The 16,843-nt window shown below is 65.8% G+C and carries 18 protein-coding genes and 2 tRNA genes; 11 read left to right on the top strand and 9 right to left on the bottom strand.

The genetic code is table 11. The features are described from left to right. Positions 1–37 precede the first annotated feature (37 nt). The 3 genes from ASF00_RS13875 to ASF00_RS13865 all read left to right on the top strand — a co-directional run bounded on the left by ASF00_RS13875 (position 38) and on the right by ASF00_RS13865 (position 917). Positions 38–304: a hypothetical protein gene (locus tag ASF00_RS13875; protein WP_031393308.1), complete on the top strand. Its 267-nt coding sequence runs from the start codon at positions 38–40 to the stop codon at positions 302–304. Positions 305–442: 138 nt separating this feature from the next. Continuing rightward, a tRNA-Ile gene (locus ASF00_RS13870) sits at positions 443–518 on the top strand. A gap of 147 nt (positions 519–665) precedes the next feature. Further along, entirely contained in the window at positions 666–917 is a 252-nt protein-coding gene (locus ASF00_RS13865) for a hypothetical protein (protein WP_200910544.1), read from the top strand. 69 nt (positions 918–986) lie between these two features. On the opposite strand, the gene ASF00_RS13860 is transcribed toward ASF00_RS13865, so the two are convergent. The 3 genes from ASF00_RS13860 to ASF00_RS13850 all read right to left on the bottom strand — a co-directional run bounded on the left by ASF00_RS13860 (position 987) and on the right by ASF00_RS13850 (position 6,158). Next, on the bottom strand, positions 987–2,132 hold the full coding sequence (locus ASF00_RS13860; protein ID WP_055880142.1) for a CaiB/BaiF CoA transferase family protein: 1,146 nt from the start codon (positions 2,130–2,132) through the stop codon (positions 987–989). Between the two features lie 110 nt (positions 2,133–2,242). Then, positions 2,243–4,021, bottom strand: a complete 1,779-nt coding sequence (locus ASF00_RS13855) for a DUF885 domain-containing protein (RefSeq protein ID WP_055880594.1) — start codon at positions 4,019–4,021, stop codon at positions 2,243–2,245. A 16-nt stretch (positions 4,022–4,037) separates the two neighbouring features. Further along, entirely contained in the window at positions 4,038–6,158 is a 2,121-nt protein-coding gene (locus ASF00_RS13850; RefSeq protein ID WP_055880140.1) for a prolyl oligopeptidase family serine peptidase, read from the bottom strand. Between the two features lie 95 nt (positions 6,159–6,253). Here ASF00_RS13850 and ASF00_RS13845 point away from each other — a divergent pair, with 95 nt between their 5' ends. Further along, the gene (locus ASF00_RS13845; RefSeq protein ID WP_055880138.1) at positions 6,254–7,438 is read left to right on the top strand and encodes an alpha-hydroxy-acid oxidizing protein; all 1,185 of its coding nucleotides are present in this window, start codon (positions 6,254–6,256) and stop codon (positions 7,436–7,438) included. A gap of 56 nt (positions 7,439–7,494) precedes the next feature. Here ASF00_RS13845 and ASF00_RS13840 read toward each other — a convergent pair whose 3' ends face one another. Then, on the bottom strand, positions 7,495–7,905 hold the full coding sequence (locus ASF00_RS13840) for a YybH family protein (protein ID WP_235525834.1): 411 nt from the start codon (positions 7,903–7,905) through the stop codon (positions 7,495–7,497). A gap of 8 nt (positions 7,906–7,913) precedes the next feature. Beyond that, positions 7,914–9,587, bottom strand: a complete 1,674-nt coding sequence (locus ASF00_RS13835; RefSeq protein ID WP_327196362.1) for a bifunctional diguanylate cyclase/phosphodiesterase — start codon at positions 9,585–9,587, stop codon at positions 7,914–7,916. Positions 9,588–9,711: 124 nt separating this feature from the next. Here ASF00_RS13835 and moaA point away from each other — a divergent pair, with 124 nt between their 5' ends. From moaA to ASF00_RS13820, 3 genes are all read left to right on the top strand, one after another. After that, on the top strand, positions 9,712–10,725 hold the full coding sequence (moaA, locus tag ASF00_RS13830; protein WP_055880135.1) for a GTP 3',8-cyclase MoaA: 1,014 nt from the start codon (positions 9,712–9,714) through the stop codon (positions 10,723–10,725). Continuing rightward, positions 10,722–11,501, top strand: a complete 780-nt coding sequence (locus ASF00_RS13825; protein WP_055880131.1) for an NAD kinase — start codon at positions 10,722–10,724, stop codon at positions 11,499–11,501. Before moaA ends, ASF00_RS13825 begins: the two co-directional genes overlap by 4 nt. 89 nt (positions 11,502–11,590) lie before the next feature. Beyond that, positions 11,591–11,665 (top strand) — tRNA-Asn (locus tag ASF00_RS13820). A 162-nt stretch (positions 11,666–11,827) separates the two neighbouring features. Here ASF00_RS13820 and ASF00_RS13815 read toward each other — a convergent pair. From ASF00_RS13815 to ASF00_RS13800, 4 genes are all read right to left on the bottom strand, one after another. Beyond that, positions 11,828–13,057: a hypothetical protein gene (locus ASF00_RS13815; RefSeq protein WP_055880128.1), complete on the bottom strand. Its 1,230-nt coding sequence runs from the start codon at positions 13,055–13,057 to the stop codon at positions 11,828–11,830. Beyond that, positions 13,050–13,286 (bottom strand): hypothetical protein, encoded by a 237-nt coding sequence (locus tag ASF00_RS13810; protein ID WP_055880125.1) that lies wholly within the window; start codon positions 13,284–13,286, stop codon positions 13,050–13,052. Before ASF00_RS13810 ends, ASF00_RS13815 begins: the two co-directional genes overlap by 8 nt. A 58-nt stretch (positions 13,287–13,344) precedes the next feature. Next, entirely contained in the window at positions 13,345–13,533 is a 189-nt protein-coding gene (locus tag ASF00_RS13805; protein WP_055880120.1) for a hypothetical protein, read from the bottom strand. Positions 13,534–13,692: 159 nt separating this feature from the next. Continuing rightward, on the bottom strand, positions 13,693–13,944 hold the full coding sequence (locus ASF00_RS13800; RefSeq protein ID WP_055880117.1) for a hypothetical protein: 252 nt from the start codon (positions 13,942–13,944) through the stop codon (positions 13,693–13,695). 303 nt (positions 13,945–14,247) lie between these two features. On the opposite strand from ASF00_RS13800, the gene ASF00_RS13795 reads away from it, so the two are divergent. From ASF00_RS13795 to ASF00_RS13780, 4 genes are all read left to right on the top strand, one after another. Further along, complete coding sequence (locus tag ASF00_RS13795; protein WP_162233591.1) at positions 14,248–14,592, top strand: hypothetical protein; 345 nt, start codon at positions 14,248–14,250, stop codon at positions 14,590–14,592. Positions 14,593–14,602: 10 nt separating this feature from the next. Beyond that, on the top strand, positions 14,603–15,358 hold the full coding sequence (locus ASF00_RS13790; protein ID WP_055880109.1) for a hypothetical protein: 756 nt from the start codon (positions 14,603–14,605) through the stop codon (positions 15,356–15,358). A 365-nt stretch (positions 15,359–15,723) separates the two neighbouring features. Beyond that, on the top strand, positions 15,724–16,257 hold the full coding sequence (locus tag ASF00_RS13785; protein ID WP_055880107.1) for a hypothetical protein: 534 nt from the start codon (positions 15,724–15,726) through the stop codon (positions 16,255–16,257). 74 nt (positions 16,258–16,331) lie between these two features. Beyond that, positions 16,332–16,676 carry a hypothetical protein gene (locus tag ASF00_RS13780; protein ID WP_235525829.1) on the top strand — a complete coding sequence of 115 codons (345 nt, stop codon included), beginning with the start codon at positions 16,332–16,334 and terminating at the stop codon, positions 16,674–16,676. Positions 16,677–16,843 lie beyond the last annotated feature (167 nt).

Below are 16,843 nucleotides of genomic sequence, written 5' to 3'. Positions count from 1 at the left end.
GTCGGCCGCGAGTGAAACTATGCTTGGGAGCATTCGAATGAAGAAGATCGTTCTGATCGCTGCTGCCGCCGGCCTGATGTCCGTCGCAGCCTGCAGCAAGTCGCCAGAAGCCGCCGCCGTTGAGAACAACGCGGACATGCTGGCTGACAACATGGAAATGCAGGCTGACAACATGGACGCGATGGCGGACAACACCTCGAACGCAGTCGCGACCGACGTGCTCGAGAACGCAGCTGACAACATGAACGCTGCCGCCGACAACGTCCGTGACGCTGCCGACGAAAAGACCGACAACATGAACTAAAATTCTTTCGGGCGTTCGCGCTTGATAGAATTTTATTGTCGGAAAAGGGCGTTCCTTCGGGAGCGCCCTTTTTTATTTGTGTCGACGATGTTGCGCTCTTTTGCGAAGTGGCCGCGTGCGCTAACGCAGGCGCCGGTGGGGCCTGTAGCTCAACGGTTAGAGCTGGCCGCTCATAACGGCTAGGTTGCGGGTTCGATTCCTGCCGGGCCCACCAACCCTCCCGCCACCCCGCCGCCGGATCACACACCGCTGCATACCCCGCGCGCATAACTGATCCACTTTCGCGGTTTATGGACGAACCGTCATGTGCCAATGCTTCGAAGGCCGCGACAATCTTCGTCGCGGTATCGGGAGACGCGTAATGTTTATCAAATCTCTGGCCATGGCTTCGGCCGGCCTCGCGCTGGTTGCCGCACCGGTCGCCGCCTCTGCGGCACCGGCCAACCCCGCCGCCACCCTGTCGGTTGCCAAGTCGGTCCGCACGACCACGTCGGCCGCGAAGAAGAGCAAGCTTGCCGGCGGCGGCTTCATCATCGTCGCGCTCGCAGCGGTCGCAGTGGGCGGCGGTCTGTATCTCGCGATCGACGACGGCGACGATTCGGACAGCAACTGACGGTCGGGGCCGGTGCTAGCGCATCGGCCCCATCCCCCCGCGGACCGTAACGCCAGTCCGCCGATAGGCTCAGGCAACGGCTCCGGCAGCTTTCAGCGCGGCGATCTCGTCTGGAGCATAGCCGAGGCCATCTAACAGAGCCTCGGTATCGGACTGGTCATCCGCCATCCGCGGCGCGACCGTCGGTGTTGCCGAATAGCGCGGCGCCGGCATTGGCTGAACGACACCGCCGACCTCCACGAACGTGCCACGCGCGACATTGTGCGGATGCGCGGGGGCCTCGGCCATCGACAGCACCGGCGCGAAACAGGCATCGGTGTGTTCGAGAATCGCACACCACTCATCGCGCGTCCGCGTCGCGAACACCGCGGACAGCTTCTCCTTGAGTTCCGGCCAGCCGCGCGGATCCATCTGGCGATCGAATGCGGGCTCTGCAGAAAGCCCCGATTTTTCGCGTAACACCGCATAGAATTGCGGCTCGATCGCGCCGATCGACACGTATGTCCCATCCGCGCAGACATATGTGTCGTAGAAGTGGGCACCGCTATCGAGCAGGTTGACGCCCCGCTCGTCGCGCCACAGGCCTTGCCCTTGAAAGCTCCAGATCATGCTCATCAGCAGCGCGGCACCATCGGTCATCGCGCAGTCGATCACCTGCCCCTGCCCCGTCGTCCGCGCATGGAGCAAGGCGCTGACCATGCCGAACGCCAGCATCATCGCGCCGCCGCCGAAATCGCCGACCATGTTGATCGGCGGCGTCGGCTTCTCGCCTGCACGCCCAAAGGCATGGAGCGCGCCCGCCAGCGCGATATAGTTGATGTCGTGCCCCGCCGCCTGCGCGTACGGCCCTTCCTGCCCCCAGCCGGTCATCCGGCCATAAACGAGCCGCGGGGTGACCTTCAGCAAAGTCTCCGGCCCGAGGCCCAGTCGCTCGGTCACGCCAGGCCGAAACCCCTCGACGAAGCCGTCCGCCGACGCGACCAGATTGTGGACGACGCCGATTCCCGCGGCGGACTTGAGATCGACCGCGATCGTCTTGCGGGACCGCTGCAGGATGTCCTTCGTCGGATCGCCGCCCGGCCCGCCCTTTTTCGCGCCCGGTCGTTCGATCCGGATCACCTCGGCGCCATGATCGGCCAGCATCATGCACGCGAACGGGGCAGGCCCGATCCCGGCAAGCTCGACGATCCGGATGCCGGCAAGCGGGCCGGTCAACGCCGCGACCGCATACCGCGCAGATCATATCCTGCCGCCACGACACCTCTCCGATGGTTTCTTATCGGCGCAGCGTCACAGCATTCGCAAACCCGGTCAAGCGACCAACGCTACCCGATCGGCAGGTCGAGCAGCAGTTCGCGGATATAGCGGACCGGCGGCGAACCATGCGCGAGCAGCGCGTCGTTATAGCGCTTCAGGTCGAAACCCGCGCCCTGCCGTTTCTTGGCCTCGTCGCGCAGCGCCATATGCTCCGAATAGCCGGTGAAATAGCTCAACAGCTGCGTCGAGCCGAGCGAGGCGCGGACCCATTTGCCCGCCGCCTCGCGCTCCTGCTGGAAGGCAGTGTGCGTCATCAGCTGCATCGCCTGGTCGCGCGTCATGCCCTCGGTATGAATACCGATATCGAGCAGCGAGTTCGCGATCGACCGTAGCCGCATCTTGAGCACGGTCAGCTTGAACAGCGGATCGCCGTTCAGATAGCCCTCGTCTGCCATCATCCCCTCGGCGTACACCGCCCAGCCCTCGATGAACGGCCCCGAGCCGAGCACCGCGCGCAGCGTCGACTGTGTCGCGTTGGCATGCGCGAGCTGGAGATAATGCCCCGGCATCGCCTCGTGCACCGCCAGATCGTGGATCATGTAGTCGTTATATTCGCTGAGAAACGACGTCGCCTGCGCCTCGGTCCAGTCGTCGGGAACCGGCGAGACGGCGAAGAACGTGCCGAGGTTCTTCTCCAGCGGTCCCGGTGAATCGCAATACGCCACCGCGACGCCCTGCTGGAACTTCGGCATCGTGATGATCTTCACGGGGCCATCGGGCATCCCGACCAGCCCCTTGTCGCGGACGAACGCGGTCGCCTGCGCCAACGCCTTGGTCGAGGCGTCGATCATGCCGTCGCGCGCAGGCCGTCTGGCGTAGGTCAGTTCGAGTGCCATTTGGATCGCGGCCTGTTGCTGCGCGTCTGACGGCGTGTCGGGGAGCAGCAGCGCACCGGGCTTGGCGCCGAAGATCTGCCGGGCGATCGCGTACATCTGCGCGCGCGTGTCGACGATAGCCGCCTGCGCACGGCGCTTGATCTCTGCCCGTGTCAGGTCCGACTGCAGCGCGAACCCGAGCTTTGTGTCGTACAGCGCCGCGCCCAGGCGGAAATCGCCCTTCGCGCCCGGCACCAGCGTCTTGTCGAGCCAAGTCTGATGCTCGGCCACCGCCGCCTTCAGTGTGGCGAGCGCCGCGTCGAACCGCTTGGCATCCGCTGCCGACAGCTCGGTCTTGTGCGGCGCGAGCATGCTCTCGGCGATGTCGACGATGCCGCTGTTCTGCTTCGCCACCGTCGTCGCGTAGATCGAAGGCACGCGCGCGAACACGATGTTGGAGCGCGCCTGCGCCAGCAACGCAGGCAGCGCCTCCATCCGTGCGGTCGCCGCCTTCAGCCGCTGCGGCCACGGCGCGAAATCGCGTGCGGCCAGCGCGTAGAGCGAGCTTCCCGCGATGTCGTTGTAGACCTGCGGATCCCACGCCCAGCCGCCGAGCGTCTCGCTATCCCAGATGTCGTAGCGCAGCGCATTGTCGAGCAGCGCCGCATCGACCTGCTCCTCGCGCGGCAGGGCTTTCCGGTCGATGCGCCCGAGATCCGCCAGCATCGCCTTCGAAAACGCCGCGCGCTTGGCACGCCCTGCGGCGGACATGTCGGTCACCTGCGTATCGTACCGGTGATCGCCGAGCGCGGTCGCCGACGACGGATTGAGCCGGGCGAGGCCATCGACATAGCGCTTCGACATCGACGCGAACGCGCTGGCCTCGGTCTGCGCGGCCAGCGCGGGCGCAGGGATCGAGAATAGGGGGAGCGCCAGGATCGCGGCGCCCAACAGCAGACGGAAATTACGCATCATGAGGTCCTGACGATCAGCGCTGCGGCGCGGTGCCGAGCTGCGTGTTGAGATAGACGGTGACGAGTGCGGCGCGCTTGGCGTCCTCGATTCGGTCGGCGCCGGCGGCGTGGCCGCCTTCGGGGTTCTCGTAATAGAAGAACGGGTCGCCATACGCCTCCAGCCGCGCCGCGAACTTGCGCGCATGGCCGGGATGGACGCGGTCGTCTTCGGTCGAGGTATAGATGAACGGCACCGGGTATTTCACGCCGCGCTTCAAATTCTGGTACGGCGAATAGCGCGAGATGAACGCCCAGTCGGAAGGTTTGTCGGGGTCGCCATATTCGCCCATCCACGATGCGCCCGCCGACAGGTGCGAGTAGGTCTTCATGTCGAGCAACGGCGACCCCATCACGATCGCGCCGTAGAGATCGGGTCGCTGCTCCATCGCGACGCCGACCAGCAGGCCGCCGTTCGACCGGCCCGACACGGCGATCTTGCGCTTGGCGCTGACGCCCGTCCGCACCAGATCGTCGCCGACCGCGTGGAGATCGTCATACGCCTTTTGCCGGTTCTCGCGCAACGTCGCCTGATGCCAGCGCGGGCCGTACTCGCCACCGCCGCGAATGTTGGCGAGCACGAACGCATTGCCCTCCTCGACCCAGAACAGCCCCGCCGGGCCCGACCGATAGGGCTGGTCGACCAGATAGGTCGGCGTCTGCGCATTGCGGAACCCGCCATAGGCGTGGACGAGCGCCGGCACCGGACCCGCCCCGGATCCTGGCGTCCCTTTCTTGCGGACAAGGAAATACGGGATCTTCGTCCCGTCCTTCGACGTCGCGAACCGCTGCTCGACCTGCATCGTCGAGGCGTCGAATCGCGCCGGCAGCGTGTCGACCGCGGTCGGCGACGCGTTCGGCCGGACCGCGTAGAGCGCGGGCGGGCTCAGGAACCCCTCGACCAGCGCAAAGGCCGTATCGTCCTTGCCGGCGGTCGCCTCCAGATGGATCGTCGACGCGGTCGGCAACGCTGCAACCGAGGGCGTCCAGACACCATCCGCGCCCCGCGTCAGCGACACCAGCCGGCCCGACACGTCGTCGAGCATCTTCACCCACAGCACCGACTTGCTCGAATCGACCTGTTCTACCGCCTGCGTCGCGGTCGGCACCAGCACGCGCTCGATCGTCGGAGCACGCCCCGCGAGCACGTCGGCGATCGCATAGGCGACCACCGCGCCGGCGGGGATGCCGCGCCAGTCGGACGATAGCGTCGCGATCAGACGGCCGTCGAGCACGGCGTTGATCACCGCATCGTCGGGCAGCGGCGTCGCCACGAGCCGACCATCGGCGGCGACATGACTCCGCTTCGCATGGAAGAAATCGGTGTCGCGCGACACCAGCGCATAACGCCGGTCGCGTTCGGTGAAGACCGTCGTATCGATCCCGACATCGCTCTTCGCCGCGCTGGCGATGGCGGTCGCGGCGGTCAGCGGCGTCCCGCGCCGCCACAGCTTGGCAGTGCGCGGCAGGCCGGAGGTGGTCAGGCTGTCCGGGCCGAAATCGGTCGCGACATACAGCGCGTCCGGCCCGGCCCAGTTCACCCCGGTCTTGAACATCGGCACGACGAAACCGTCGGTCACGAACTTGCCCGAGGGAATATCGAACTCGCGCTCGACCACCGCGTCGCCGCCGCCGTTCGACAGCGCGACCATGCAGCGATCGTACGAGGGCGAACGACACGTCGCGCCCTTCCACACCCAGCTCTTGCCCTCGGCCTTTCCCAGCGCATCGACGTCGATCAGCGTCCGCCACACCGGCTTGCCGCCGGTGAACGACGCCAGCGACGCGATCCGCCACAGGCCGCGTACGTTCGTCTTGTCCTGCCAGAGGTTGAGCACCTGATCACCGAGGATCTGATCGGGCGTCGCAATCTGGCGATCCGCCTGCAACAGATCGAGTGCACGCTGGCGGTAGCGCGCAAAGCCGGGTTTCGCCTCCAGCGCGGCGAGCGATTGCGTGTTCCACCGCTTGACCGTTTCCAGCGCGCGCGCGCCGTGAATGTCTTCGAGATACGCATTCGGGTCCGCGGCGGGCGTCTGCGCGATGGCGCTCGTCGACAGCGCGAGAAAAGCAAGAAGCGGCAGGCGAAGGGACATCATCGGACTTTCTGTAATCGGTCGCGCATCCTTAGGCACAAGGAATGACTTCGTCACCGGTCACGCCGTATAAGGCCCGCAAAACATAGGAGAGGATGATGGCCGTGCCCCCTAAGAACGCGTCCCATTTCGGTGATTACCAGAACGCGATCTACTTCGCCGGGTTGAACGGCGTGGTGCCGAGCATGCCGGTTGATTTCGCCACGCTGGAGGCACGCGCGTCGGCAGCATTACCGCCCGCGACGCTCGCATATCTCCAGGGTGGGTGCGGCGACGAGCATACCCAGCGCCACAATGCCGATGCATTCGCGCATTGGGGCATGACGCCGCGGATGATGGTAGATTGCAGCCGCCGCGACGTGTCGGTCGACCTGTTCGGCATGACATTGCCGACGCCCTTGTTCATGGCCCCCGTCGGGATCAACGGCATCTGCACCCAGGACGGCCACGGCGATCTCGCGGCGGCGCGGGCGGCGGCGGTGACCGGTGTGCCGCTATGCCAGTCGACGCTGTCGAACGATCCGCTGGAGGACGTCGCCGCTCAGCTTGGCGACACACCGGGTTTCTTCCAGCTCTACACGCCGAAGAACGCTGCGCTGACCGAAAGCCTGATTCGCCGTGCCGAGACCGCCGGGTACAAGGCAATCGTCGTCACGCTGGATACCTGGGTGACCGGCTGGCGCCCGCGCGACCTCAACATGGCGAACTTCCCTCAGTTGCGCGGCCATGTCCTCGCCAATTATTTCAGCGATCCGGTGTTCCGCGCGTCACTCGAGCGCCCGCCCGAAGAGGATTTAGCGGTCGCGGTGCGACATTGGGGGGGGGTGTTCGGCAAAGTGCTGACCTGGGCGGACATGCCGTGGCTCCGCTCGCTCACCAACTTGCCGCTGGTGCTGAAGGGGATCTGCCATCCCGATGATGCACGCCGCGCGATCGATGCCGGCGCCGACGCGATCTACTGCTCGAACCATGGTGGGCGACAGGCGAATGGCGGGATTGCCGCGATCGACCTGCTGCCCGGCGTCGTCGCCGCGTCGGGCTCCGTGCCGGTGCTGTTCGATTCCGGCGTGCGATCGGGCACAGACGTGGTGAAGGCACTCGCGCTCGGGGCCACGGCGGTCGGGGTGGGACGGCCCTATGCATATGGGCTAGCACTCGGCGGCGCGACGGGGGCGGCGCACGTCTTGAAATGCCTACTTGCGGAGGCCGATCTGCTGATGGCGGTCAACGGCTACCCGACGATCTCCGACGTCCGCGCCGCCGGCGCAACCCGCCAGCACTGAAAATTCTCCCCGCCCGGGGCGCACGAAGCGCCACGCCCCGCCCGGGCGGGGGCAAATCAACTGCTGTGATCGGCGATGATCTTCCAGGCTGCACCGCGCCGTTCGAAGACCAATGTCGTCATGCCCGACTCGGTCGTCGACGGTCCCGTCAGCGTCCAGCGTGCGAACAGCATCGCGTGACGCGGATCGATCCCGCGCATCTCCAGGAACGCGAACGACAGCGTACCGCGCGCATTGCCGACACCGCGGAAGCTAGACCGGTATTTGTCGGCGATCGCCAGCTTGCCACGTAGCAAGCCCTTCGGCGTTACGAACACCGCATCGTCGGCATAGACCTCCATGAACCGCGCGAGATCGCCCGTATTCCACCCCGCCGCGCTCGCCGCCATCGCTTGACGGATCGCAATGTCGGCAGGCGCGGGCGCCACCACCGCGGCGGCGGCCATCAGCGCAATGGGAACGATCATCGCCTGCATCATTCCCTCGCCATCAAATCGAGCAACCCCGCCTCGCCCACCGGTTCGGACAGCAGGAACCCCTGATACAGGCTGCACCCCCCTGCGGCGAGCAATTCGAGTTGCGACGGCGTCTCGACGCCTTCGGCAACCACGGCCAATCCGAGCGAGCGCGCCATCGTGATCGCGCCCGCCACCACCACGCGGTCGCGCGCGCTGCCGTCGATGTCCCGCACCAGCGACTTGTCGATCTTCACATAGTCGAGCGGCAGCGACTTGAGGTAGGCGAGGCTCGAATAGCCCGTCCCGAAATCGTCGATCGCAACGCGACATCCCGCCCCGCGCAGCTCCGCCAGAAGTGCCGAAGCCGCCGCGAGATCCTCGATCAGCCCGGTTTCGGTGATCTCGACAGTAAGGCGGCCGCGCGGAAACCCGCTCTCGTCGATCCGCGCAAGGAACAGCGCCGCGAATCCCGGCCGCGTGATATCCGCCGCGGTCAAATTGAGCGACACCCTCAGCGTGCCGAGCACCTCGGGCCACGCAACGGCGCGCGCGAGGACGAGTCGCTGAATATGATCCGAAAGCGCGATCCCCAGATCCGCGCGATCAGCGGCATCGAACAGAGTATCTGCGCCGAGGGGCCCCAGCGTCCGGTGGTTCCACCGCGCGAGCGCCTCGACGCCAGTGATTCTGCCGCTCGCAATCTCGACCTGCGGTTGCCAGCGCAGATCGATCTCGTCGCGCTCGATCGCGTGATGCAGGTCGATCGCGAGCGCATCGATCGGCGCGACGCCATCGGGGAGCGCGACGTGCAGCACCGACCCGTCGCTTGCTTTCGCCTCAGCCAGCGCTTCGCTGGCGCGGCGCAGCAACGCCGCCGCATCGTCGCCCGGCTGGCGCTGCGCCACGCCGAACCGGCAGCCGAGCACCGCACGCGTGTCCGCCACCCGGAACGGCCGCGCGAGCGCCGCGTCGAGCGCCGTGATCGCCGCCGTCACCGCTGCACCCGATGCCTCGATCGCCAGCGCAAACTCCGACCCACCGAGCCGCGCGACGATCGAATCGACGCCGATCGCGGCATGCGCGACCGTCTCGGTCCGTCGTACCGCCGCCTCGATCAGCGCATCCACCGCGGGCCGGCCATGCGCCGCGTTGACGATATCAAGCCGCGACAACGACACCAGGACCACCGCGACCGGCAGGTCCGTCGCGATCCGCCCGACGATCCAGCGGCGGACGTCGCCGGTCTCGCGATCGTACAGCGACACACCGGGAATCCGTCGCCGATCGATCGCACTGCCCGCGGTGCGAACCGCGTGACGCCCGGCAAACCGAAGCGCCTGGACGAGTTCGCCGTCGCTCGCCGGGCTTGTGAGAAATTGCGTCGCGCCGGCATCGAAGAACTCGCCGACCGCGCCGACATCGCCGCGCGACACCAGCACCAGCAGCGCGGCACCATTGGTCGCAACTAGCCCGCCCAGCGCCAACGTCGCCGCCAGCCCCTCTTCGAGCGCCCCGCGCGCGTCGATCAGCGCCACCGCCGCACCGCTCGCCAGAAACCGGCTTTCGATCGCCTGGGCATCGCTCAGGACCTGCGCATGCCATTCCACACTCGCCCCCGCACACGCCAAAATCTCCGCGATTTCACCGCGTTGACGGAACGATACCGCGAACAGCGTCGTTGCTGTCTGCATGTCTTCCATATCCGTCGCACCCTGCCCCATCGGTGCGAGCCTAGCGAGCCAGTCGCCCCCCGCCAATCCATTACCAGCCGATCCGGCCTTGTTCCCGGGACAGTCAGGTCCTAGCTCTGAGGCGATGACGTTGGTGCCCGCCCTGAAACAGAAACCGTTGCAGGACACGCATGGTCGCACGATCAAGTATCTGCGTATTTCCGTGACGGATCGCTGCGACCTGCGCTGTCGCTACTGCATGGCCGAGCAGATGACGTTCCTGCCGCGGTCGAAGCTGCTGAGCCTCGAAGAGATCGCGATCATCGCCGAACGCTTCATCGCGCGCGGCGTCACCAAGATCCGTCTTTCCGGTGGCGAGCCTCTGGTCCGTCGCGATGTTGCAGAACTGGTGCAGCGCCTTGGACACAATATCGGGTCAGGCCTCGAAGAACTGACGATGACCACCAACGGCACGCGCCTGGCGCAGCATGCCGAGGCGATGGTCGACGCTGGCATCCGCCGCGTCAACGTCAGCATGGACAGCCGCGACCCCGAGCGCTTCCGCTACATCACCCGCCACGGCGACGTCGCGCAGGTGATCGGCGGGATCTACGCCGCGCGCGACGCTGGCCTTGCGATCAAGATCAATATGGTCGCGCTCAAGGGCTTCAACGAGGACGAGATCGCGCCGATGCTGGCGTGGTGTCGTGACGAGGGCTTCGACCTCTCGCTGATCGAGACGATGCCGCTCGGCGCGATCGACGAGGACCGCACCGACCGCTTCCTGCCGCTGACCAAGGTGTTCGACGAACTCGGCCAGAAATTCATGCTGGCTCGCGATTCGCACAAGACCGGCGGCCCTGCGCGATACTGGAACGTCGATGGCACGCGCACCCGGCTCGGTCTGATCTCGCCGCTGACCGCCAATTTCTGCGACGGCTGCAATCGCGTCCGTCTGACGACTGAAGGCAAGCTGTACATGTGCCTTGGTCATGACGACCAGGTCGATCTCAAGGCGGCGCTGCGCGACGGCGGCACCGCCGGCCTCGACGCCGCGATCGACGCGGGCTTGTTCGCCAAGCCGAAGGCGCACGACTTCCGCATCGGCCAGGGCGAGGGGCCCGCGGTGGCACGTCACATGAGCGTCACCGGCGGATGAGCCGATACGAGCGGCGGGCGCTGGTCGCGTCCAACACCCCGCCCGCTCGTGCCGCCGAGGCGGAACTTGCCGACATGGGCGACTGGGTGCCAGTCGAGGACGCCGACGTGATCATCGCGCTCGGCGGCGACGGCTTCATGCTCCAGACGCTCCATGCCATGCTGGAGCGCCGCAAGCCGCCCGTGCCGGTCTTCGGGATGAACCTGGGCACGGTCGGTTTCCTGATGAACGAATGGCGCCACCACGGCCTCTCCGACCGGCTGGAGCGCGCCAAACCGTTCAAGGTCGTCCCGCTCAGCATGACCGCGCTCGGCGTCGACGGGCGCACGCACACGCTGCCCGCGATCAACGAGGTCTCGTTCCTCCGCGAGACGCGACAGACCGCCAACCTGGAAGTAACGGTGAACGACCGTATCGTGCTGCCCGAACTCGCCTGCGACGGCATCCTCGTCGCGACGCCGGCGGGCTCGACCGCGTACAACCTGTCCGCGCAGGGCCCGATCCTGCCGCTCGGCTCGGGCATGATCGCGCTGACCCCGATCAGCCCATTCCGCCCCCGCCGCTGGCGTGGTGCGATCCTGCCCGACAAGGCGCGCATCCGCATCCGCGTGCTTGATCCGAGCAAGCGCCCGGTCTCCGCCGTCGCCGACCAACGCGAGATCCGCGACGTCGCGCAGGTCGACATCTGCATGGACCGCGCGCGCGAACTGACGCTGCTGTTCGATCCGGAGCACGCGCTCGACGACCGGATCACGATGGAACAATTCGTTTCCTGACCCGCGGTTCGTCGCCGACTTTCATTTTTTTGCGACAAACCCGCTTGCATCGTCCGACTGGCCGTTTATAGAGCCGCCTCCGGCAACGTTCCCTGATAGCTCAGCGGTAGAGCTCTCGACTGTTAATCGAGTGGCCGTAGGTTCGAATCCTACTCAGGGAGCCATTTCTAAGCCGCATAAACCCTCGCTTTTTGCTGAGGTTGGCCGGTGGCAACGCCCCGCCGTTATCACACTGATTATGATACGCGTTATGACATTCGCGGTTCGTTCTCGCGAGATTGCTGGGCCGATTTGCGACACTCGAATCGGGGTAATGTCGAGCGGCGTCACTCGACATCGGGCTCGCCTTCGACCGCGGCCAGCGAACCGACCAAGGTCGTGATGTGCTCGCGCCGGCGGGCGGCAATTCGCAGCGCCTTTTCCTGGCTGGCCTTGTTGTAGATCCCGGTGACGTTGAGCGTCTTGTGACCGCTGACGGCGCGGACATCGACCTCGCCGCTATCCCCGAGCTCGGTGATGCCGCCATGCCGGAAGCTGGTGAACTTCAGATCGTCCGGCAGCCCCGCCTTCTTGCGGATGCGCCGGTGCAGTTTGTTCATGTAATCCTTCGTGTAGGCGGCACCGGTGCGCTCGTCGCGGACGATCAGGTCGTCGTCAGCGCCGCGCGTCAGCGCCCCGATCACCGCCTCGAGCTCCGGGTACAGCACGACGACCTCGCCATCGATGCGATCGACGATCGGGATGTCTACGACGTTGCCGGTCTTCGACTGGATCAGGCCGATGCTCTCGCCCGGCCGGTACCCGCCCCAGCGAACGCCGCGCACGTAGCCGTCCGGATCCTCGAACCCGAAGGCGTCGTAGACGCGCTGGCATCCCTCGAACAGAATCGCGGCGGCGGCGGCCATGCTGTGCTTGCCCATCTCGGCCGCGGCGAGCTTGTACGCCTCGTATTCGGCGCGCGTGGAGGCCCGGTTACCCCGGCCTGCCCCGCTGCTGCTCTTGATGCCCATGCCGGAGAACGGGTTGTCCTTCACCCCGGTCGTCTTGTGGTGCCGCGCCGCCTGATTCCAGACCAGTCGGCACACCTGCATCATGTAGGAGCCCTGACGCTCCCCGTGCTTGTCCCTCGCCTTCTTGTAGAGGGCGTCGGAGGCGGTCGCGTCGATCAGCTTGGCCTGCCGGGTGCCGAAGCGGCCGACCTTCATCTCAATCGCGACGACCATGTCCATTGCCAGCTTGTAGCCGGTGCGGGAGACGTGCCGGAGCCCGGTGAACTTCTCAGTCCCGCGGTACCAGTCGAACAGCCACATCACCGATCCCGGTACGAGTTTCGACTGGCTGCCGTCGCGCCATTCCTTGAACGCCGCGTTGATCGCGTTCGCCTTCGTGATCGCGCTCGCGACGTCGGTGCCCAGCGGGGTCGACTGCACCGGGCAAAGCTGGCCGTGACGCATCGCCGGCGGCTTCGCCCACTGGGGGCGCACCCAGAAATACCCGGTAGCCTTGCCCGCAAGCTTGTGCTTCTGGACATAGGACGGAAGGCGAACCTCAGCCAAAGTCGAGATCCTCTTCGACGGTCGACGTGAACATCTCGGCCAGGGCGGCATCGAGATCGGAGCGCAGCGCCAGCATCCCGCCTCGCGGGCCGCGCGCGCGGAAATTCACCTTGCCGCCCCGTTCCCATGCGCGAAGCTGCGCCTCGGCGACACCGGTGTATGCAAGTGCCAGGTCACGCGACATTGCGGCGGGCCAGTCCGGCATGTGTGCAATCGCAAGCGCGCTCATGATGCGGTCACCGCCGGTTCTGAGAGGTGCGAGGCGATCGCGTTGATCCGTAATGCGGTCACCGGGCATACCCCTTCTTGGGTTCACGGCAGCGGGCGCAGCGGCCCATCACCAGGCGGGGGCTGTCGTCGCCGCACTCCCTGCACTCGCCGGGGACGCCGGTGGGGATCGGCACGCGCGCGGCGCGGATGCTGCGCTCTAGCGCCGCCTGCGCGACGTCGTTCGCCATGTCGGCTACATCAGCCATGGTGCACCTCCGCGGCGTTCCAGCGAGCGGCCGGCACGTACATGCGGCCCCTGCCCCTGACGCTGACGAGCACCCGGTCCCCGTCGCTGGGCGATCCCAGCGCGATACGAGCAAGAAGGGAGTGATCGGGTGCGAGCTCGACCCGGCGCCACTGTGCCATCACGCAGCCTCATGGGTTGGCTGGGCGCGGGCCTCGTCCGCACGCAGCTCGGGAACAGACGTCTTGAGGGGCAGGACCGAGGCAGTCGGGGAAACGGGGTGGCGCGCGATCGGCCAGGGTCGCCCGCAGGCGGTGTCCCAGATGCGGCGCCAGTTGGGCACGAGCGAGTCGACGAGGATTGCGACCGTAATCGCAGCGATGACGACCAGCGACACGATACCGAGGCCGTGCATGAACAGGTTCCACGTCATCGACGATCTCCACGGTTGAGGATTGCGAGCATGAGCTCGGTGAGGGCTTCGGGACTGACGCGACCGCAGAGGTCGGGCACCGGGGCCAGCGAGAGAGGCAGAGTCACCACCCTCCCCTCGCCGTGCGCTTAGGCTTCGCGATCCAGCCGTTGGCCTGAACCGCCTTCACCTTGCCGCTCGGCGAGATGACGTTGATGTGGCCGTTGGCGAGGGTGTTGAGCACCGGGCATTCGAACTCGTAGACCGGCCACGGGTCGAAGGTCGGCCAGACCTCGTCCTCGATGCGAACCTTACGGCTACGTATTGGACGAAATTCGGCGTGTCCTGCCTGTGGTCAAGATCGTGATCTGGGCGACCATGATCCCGGTCGACGCTGCATCCGATGGAGAGTGGGCGGAGTGGCGAGCAATCTTGGCCTCCATCGTCAACATCGTGAGCACGCGACGTGCAGCGGGCGACGCCAACCTTCATCTCTGTTCGGCGTGGGCGCATCAGAGTGCGGAGGCCGGTTGGTCCACTGCAACAGGAACGCTCGATCCGGCCACGGGCGTCACGTCCACCACCCTGAGCGACATCGTTCATCCGGGTGATGTCGCACGCGAGCAAGCCAACGAGGCGCTCGCCGCCGCTATCGCCAACATCATTTAGGAAAAAGACCATGGCTGGACTGCTCGAACTGACAACTGGTGCCGTCGCGATCATGCCACGCGCCGCTCGGCTGACGCTGCCGGGGACCCTCGCGACCGGACTAGAGTTTCTTCACATCCTCGCGGCCGGCGTCGACGGCTCGCTGCGCAACTGGGCTGACGGCAAACCGAACGGGACTAAGGTCGGTAACCCGGTGGCCGGCGCAGGCTTCCTATCCCTTCGTTCGGGGGTCGACTATGTTCGATCGGGTTTTCTAGATGTCGCCGGCGATCGAACGTACCTGGTTGTCGGCCGGAGTTCGTCGGCAAGCACCGCAGATGCAACCCGTTTCGCGTTTATGGGGAGCGCTGTCGGCAACGGCGGCGGGCTCAACATTTACACGGCGGATGCCACCACCACGCGCCTCGCCGGGACATATACGAACGGAAGCCCTGTCACGGCTCCTGCCAACCTCCCGACGCCTAGTTCCTTCGCCTGTCTCATTGCCTCGGCTGCCCAGGTCGGGGTGACGGCCTCGACCCTCGACAACCCCACGTTGTACAACATGACGGCCGGCGCGCAGGCGGTGGGGTCATTGAATGATGGATACAGCCGGGTCGCGAACGGACAACCGGTATGTATCGGCAGCTTCAACGGGACGATCATTGGCGGCACTGGCGACGAGTCCCTCGCAATATGTTGGTCGCGTGTACTGACCGACGTCGAGCGTGCCGCTGCCTATGCCTGGGCGAAGGCGCTGCTCGCCACCAAGAGCATCGTGATTTAACGTAGGTGGGGGCCTGAAGGCCCGCCTTGATCGTCCCGAAGTCGTCGAAGGCCGATTAACTCGGTTCGGACCGTTTACTACTCAATAGAACAGTTTGGTTTCACTCGATGATTTCACCGAGGCTTTCCTTGCTGCCGCGGTTTTTGCGTTTTTTGCTGGTTCTATCCAGAAACATTGTGGCGAGAAGCAACGCGACGAACATGCTTACGAGCAAGATTGTCGAGTCAGCGGTCCAGTCGAGTTGAACTAGGCGCAATGTCTGATCTCCTTGTCCTGCCCCAAGCGGCCAATGCGGACAGATTGTAAACCCCTCACCGCCTCTGGCGAGGATCGCTTCCTTACAGCCGTCCCGAAAGGATCTCCGAATGACGAACAGCAGCTTCGCGGCCCAGGCGGTCGCGGAAGGACCGCAGACGCTTGCGCCACCCAGCTTCAACGGCATGGGCTGGCTCGTCGTCGTCAACCTCGCCGTGATGACGATCGCGACGCTGATCGGAATCATGGTCATCGTGAAGCTCGTCGGCGACTGGGTGAAGTGGCGCGGCCGGGACGTCTGGCTTTCCCCGGCCAGCATCTACCGCGTCCTCGGCATCCTGTTTGCGACCGGCATCACTCTGCGCTGCGGCGCGGAGGCCGTGAACCTCTGGGGCTGGAACCCGCATGATCCGATCGCGACAGGCATCTACCTGACCACAAAGCGCCTAGTCGATCCGGTCGCTGTCGCCTGCGGTATCGCCGGTCTCATGACATACATCCTGTCCGAGCCCGGCATGATCGAGCAGCAGCGCAAGATTCCGTTCCCAGTCGACATGTGGCTGGCCTGGCCGATGGTGAAACGCATGCTCCGCCTCGGCCTCCTAACGTTCGTCGCCGCGATCGGCGTGGTGTCGACGCGATGATGTGGCGGTTGGGGGCAACCGCGACCGCGGTACTTCCGGTCGCTGCGGCGGCTGTTGCGAAAACAGGGGCTACCGTGACGACTTCCACGCCAACGATTTGGTTTTTCCTCGGCTACCCCTTCGAGGCGGCCGGGATGATCTCGGCCCTCTTCGGCTGCGTCTCCGCGCGATTCTGGATTGGTGCCGGCGAGATGGCGCGACGCGAACACCGCTGGATCCTCGATGCACCGGTGTCGAGCATGACGCTCGCGCTCGCGGCCGGTCTGGTCATAAGCCTTCATCCCGAACCGCTGAGCGCGCTGCTCTATGGCGGCGGTGTCGGCATCCTTGGTGAGGGTGTGTTCAAGCTTGCCGCTCAGCGCATCGACAAGTTGCGCGCGGTGTTGGGCTTGGGACCGGACGACAAGCCGGCAGAGTAACGGCCCGCCTCAAGCGCCCGTGTAACGCGGGGCGGGCCGGTCGAGCGGGGGGAAAGTTGCCCGACATCGGCGTAACGCATGCCGTCGAACATGTTCCCGCAGCGGCCAGCCCATCCACAAAACTGCTGAGGAAAATGGATAGACCGACCGCCTCGGGAGCTCACATT

Source organism: Sphingomonas sp. Leaf34 (assembly GCF_001421805.1).
GTDB lineage: Bacteria > Pseudomonadota > Alphaproteobacteria > Sphingomonadales > Sphingomonadaceae > Sphingomonas.
This window is presented reverse-complemented; position numbering and strand designations above follow the sequence as displayed.

Bases quoted from the DNA above. Each gene is read 5' to 3' on its own strand.
- ASF00_RS13875 (WP_031393308.1), top strand. From the start codon at position 38: ATGAAGAAGATCGTTCTGATCGCTGCTGCCGCCGGCCTGATGTCCGTC.
- ASF00_RS13865 (WP_200910544.1), top strand. From the start codon at position 666: ATGTTTATCAAATCTCTGGCCATGGCTTCGGCCGGCCTCGCGCTGGTT.
- ASF00_RS13855 (WP_055880594.1), bottom strand. From the start codon at position 4,021: ATGCGTAATTTCCGTCTGCTGTTGGGCGCCGCGATCCTGGCGCTCCCC.
- ASF00_RS13850 (WP_055880140.1), bottom strand. From the start codon at position 6,158: ATGATGTCCCTTCGCCTGCCGCTTCTTGCTTTTCTCGCGCTGTCGACG.
- ASF00_RS13845 (WP_055880138.1), top strand. From the start codon at position 6,254: ATGGCCGTGCCCCCTAAGAACGCGTCCCATTTCGGTGATTACCAGAAC.
- ASF00_RS13840 (WP_235525834.1), bottom strand. From the start codon at position 7,905: ATGATCGTTCCCATTGCGCTGATGGCCGCCGCCGCGGTGGTGGCGCCC.
- ASF00_RS13835 (WP_327196362.1), bottom strand. From the start codon at position 9,587: ATGCAGACAGCAACGACGCTGTTCGCGGTATCGTTCCGTCAACGCGGT.
- moaA (WP_055880135.1), top strand. From the start codon at position 9,712: ATGACGTTGGTGCCCGCCCTGAAACAGAAACCGTTGCAGGACACGCAT.
- ASF00_RS13825 (WP_055880131.1), top strand. From the start codon at position 10,722: ATGAGCCGATACGAGCGGCGGGCGCTGGTCGCGTCCAACACCCCGCCC.
- ASF00_RS13810 (WP_055880125.1), bottom strand. From the start codon at position 13,286: ATGAGCGCGCTTGCGATTGCACACATGCCGGACTGGCCCGCCGCAATG.
- ASF00_RS13805 (WP_055880120.1), bottom strand. From the start codon at position 13,533: ATGGCTGATGTAGCCGACATGGCGAACGACGTCGCGCAGGCGGCGCTA.
- ASF00_RS13800 (WP_055880117.1), bottom strand. From the start codon at position 13,944: ATGACGTGGAACCTGTTCATGCACGGCCTCGGTATCGTGTCGCTGGTC.
- ASF00_RS13790 (WP_055880109.1), top strand. From the start codon at position 14,603: ATGGCTGGACTGCTCGAACTGACAACTGGTGCCGTCGCGATCATGCCA.
- ASF00_RS13785 (WP_055880107.1), top strand. From the start codon at position 15,724: ATGACGAACAGCAGCTTCGCGGCCCAGGCGGTCGCGGAAGGACCGCAG.